General features: G+C 40.8%; 3 protein-coding genes. All 3 read left to right on the top strand.

Annotated elements, in window-relative coordinates; translation table 11 throughout:
- The first annotated feature begins 57 nt into the window (after positions 1-57).
- From QXE01_12320 to QXE01_12310, 3 genes are read left to right on the top strand one after another with little or no spacing between them, the layout of a single operon-like run.
- Positions 58-285: a hypothetical protein gene (locus QXE01_12320; protein ID MEM4972022.1), complete on the top strand. Its 228-nt coding sequence runs from the start codon at positions 58-60 to the stop codon at positions 283-285.
- The gene (locus QXE01_12315; GenBank protein MEM4972021.1) at positions 278-784 is read left to right on the top strand and encodes a hypothetical protein; all 507 of its coding nucleotides are present in this window, start codon (positions 278-280) and stop codon (positions 782-784) included. Before QXE01_12320 ends, QXE01_12315 begins: the two co-directional genes overlap by 8 nt.
- The gene (locus tag QXE01_12310; protein ID MEM4972020.1) at positions 781-1,044 is read left to right on the top strand and encodes a hypothetical protein; all 264 of its coding nucleotides are present in this window, start codon (positions 781-783) and stop codon (positions 1,042-1,044) included. Before QXE01_12315 ends, QXE01_12310 begins: the two co-directional genes overlap by 4 nt.
- Positions 1,045-3,091 lie beyond the last annotated feature (2,047 nt).

The raw sequence follows: 3,091 nt of genomic DNA, 5'->3' as shown, positions 1-3,091 counted from the left end.
CTATCTCAAAGATAGGAAACTCGCCCATTATGGTGAGGCAAGAGGTAGGTGAGTAAATTGACGTTTGAATCTCTTAAGTCAGTTTTAACGCCCGAAACGCTTATAGGTATAATCGGCGGTGCTATTGCACTAAAGTTTACTCATCAGAGATTATTAGCATTTGCTTTAATCGTAGCATCACTGTTTATCTCTAACCCGCTTCTTGCAACCGTCGCATCTATTGTTACGGTAGACCTATTGGTTAATTTAATTGCGCCTAAGATAGGGGTGTCTATGAGTGGCTAGGAGAAAGAGCAAAGCACTAAGAGTTTCAGTTAATCCCTCATCAGTTCAGAATTACGTAATCGGCATTGCATTAGGTGCTGACAAATACATAGAGGGTTTGCTAAGGGGAGCTACACTTTATAACGCTTGGGTAGACCAGGAGAGCGCTCTGCAAGGCAAGGAGATTGGTGAGTATAGAGAAGATGCTCTTAGGGATTATCTAACTACTCATCACATAAACGTCTTAGATGTAGAGAACACCATTAGGTCATGTGTAAACAATAATTTCACTTCACCCGAATGTAGGGAGATCAACGATTTAGTTGAAAAGACTAACTACAAGAGGTTAAGGAACACCGATAGGTACATGATAGAAGCCGGTGACAAATACAGAGCTGTAAAAGGAGATTACTATCAGACCGCATCTCCTGCGTATGGTCTAGCGATTCTGTCATCATACCCCACTACACAGGTATCTGAACAACTCGGTAACATACTAAAGAGTAAGGTGAGAACATGAGCGTATTGACCACACAGAGACCTGACATACCCTTAGTCGGTAGCGAAATAATCTATGCCGTCATAACCGCTATCATAGTTGCATTGATGAATAACTACTTAGCTGGTGTATCGCCATTCTACATGATCATCATAGGTATAGCTCTAATTGCACTCGCTAAGGGTGAATTCATAGGCGGGATATTGAGATCGCTGGGTCTCTACTTGTCTGCCTACGGAATTGCCAAAGTAATTGACCAGAGGGTTCAAGTCTCCCTTTGAAAGTGGGGAGTAATGAAAAAGGTTTTTTTAATCCTGATAGGTTTAGCTGTGCTAGGTTTTGCTTTAGCTTTTAGGTTTAGAATTAGGACGGGCGGGTCATGTCCAGTAGCACGTTATCAAGCGATGTTAGCACAGGTTCAGGACTCAGAAAGTGACTACTTATGAAAGTGTATCAATGTCATGATTACTACGTAATGGAAGATGATAAAATCTACTTTTGTGAAAAAACTCCTCCGTCTCCTAACGCTAGATGGGTACAACTATCGTTATTTAACTCATTATTTTGCGTTCCGTCTTCAACAACGAAAGTCCGAAGTGACTGCAAAAGACTATTTTAAGCCTGCTAATTCATGTACGGCAAAACCGATATGTACATAATTCTGTTCATATTAGCTTTGGTAGCCACGCTCTACGTCACGGGCTATCTGGGAAGTACCCAAAACTTGTTAATAATGATGATAGTGGCATTCATTGGTATCGTGCTATTAAATCAATATCAAGAAAATAAGATCATGGCTAAAGAAGTAGTAGCGTGACCTACCAATGTCCTTTTTTATTGACGTTGGAGTGTATGCGATTTTTTTCGTTTTAGCTAGTTCTACGGCTTATCTTTTAAAATCAAGATTTCCTAATGTTAATGGACGTTTACTTCAGGGCATAATCATTTTGGTGGCTGGCTATGCTCTTACTGCGCTAGGTACAGGTCTAGCTGGAGATACGATAACGATAGGCGGATTACTTACTGCGATAACGGGAGCATTTGCACAGGTGGCTCAATCTGTTCCCGCACTGGGGTGGCTAAGATGATCACTAGTTTGGGTTTCTCAAACGCAAATCTTGACACAGTGTCAATAGCTTCACTGTTGATAGTTTATGTTATCTCATCTGCGTCTGCAACGGGAATAGTAAAGGTATCTAACCTAGGTCACGGTTACTTTAGGTTAATACAGTTCGCCGTCGCTAGTGTGATAACGTATTTTATCTCGTTGGTCACGGAAACGGGCGGGTTGTTATCGGGTTTGCTGACTGTCCTGTTAGTAGAGGGTATTCTGAACTTCTTAGCTTACAAACTTAATTTAGGTGCGTTAGTCGATCCAGACTATTCGGGGTGAGGATATGGACAACGTCCTAGTGGCTTTCCTAGTGCTTCTAGTGTTTCTGGTAGTGTTATACGTTTACCTATACCCTAGGTCAAGCTATAACGTTTTTTCATTGTGAAACCATGGCTGAAATTATTCAAGATATTATCAAGATAGTAATTCAAGTAGTGAAATACACGTTAGTACCGTTTATCGTTCATACGCTAGAGGGATTCTTTTACGCCTTGCTAGCCTTTTTGAGATATGCTAATGACATCACTAGGAGACTGATGATACTGATCAGGTAGTACACATAAGATTATTATTTCAAGTTGAGCATATGCGTGTTCGAGTCGGTGCGCATGATTTCCTAATTACAACGGAAGAGCCTGATCACGGGCTGATATCTAGGTGCTGTGGTAAACTAAACCCTGAATTTGTTAAGGCAATCGAACAGGAAAGTCTAGACTTTATCTACTTGCCTCGATATGATCCAAACGCACCAGAGCGTTGCGTTTTCATAACAATTGAGCAAAACATCAAAGTAGTAAAGGACTATTGGTTCTGTCACGTCTTTAATCTGTTAAGGGAATATCGCAATTTCCTAGAAGTTCATTAACTTTACTAAGTTATGCTTAGTGACTTCGTTAACGCCATTCAATCGTTTGATAACACTGTATCAGAGATTCAAAATAAGACTAGAGTGGCGTGTGAGATTCTTCCCCCGGTATCATCTGTTCCTTCGCTTTTCGCTAACCTTCCTGTTCTAATAGTGTACATCATTACGCTACCGCTACGTTTTCTTTTATGTCCATTGCTTAACACGCTCGGAAACCCCATCTGTTTGCTTTACAATCTGGTACCTCCATTAGGTATAATTAATGCATTGGGCGAAACTAATTGTAAATCATTCAACTGTAACACATGTGCTACATCATTACCTAACCCCTTTGCGGGTTGTCAGGGTA

It is taken from the genome of Sulfolobales archaeon (assembly GCA_038897115.1).
In the GTDB taxonomy this organism is placed as follows: Archaea; Thermoproteota; Thermoprotei_A; order Sulfolobales; family AG1; genus AG1.
This window is presented reverse-complemented; position numbering and strand designations above follow the sequence as displayed.

Coding starts and splice junctions, on each gene's coding strand:
- QXE01_12310 (MEM4972020.1), top strand. CDS start 781: ATGAGCGTATTGACCACACAGAGACCTGACATACCCTTAGTCGGTAGC.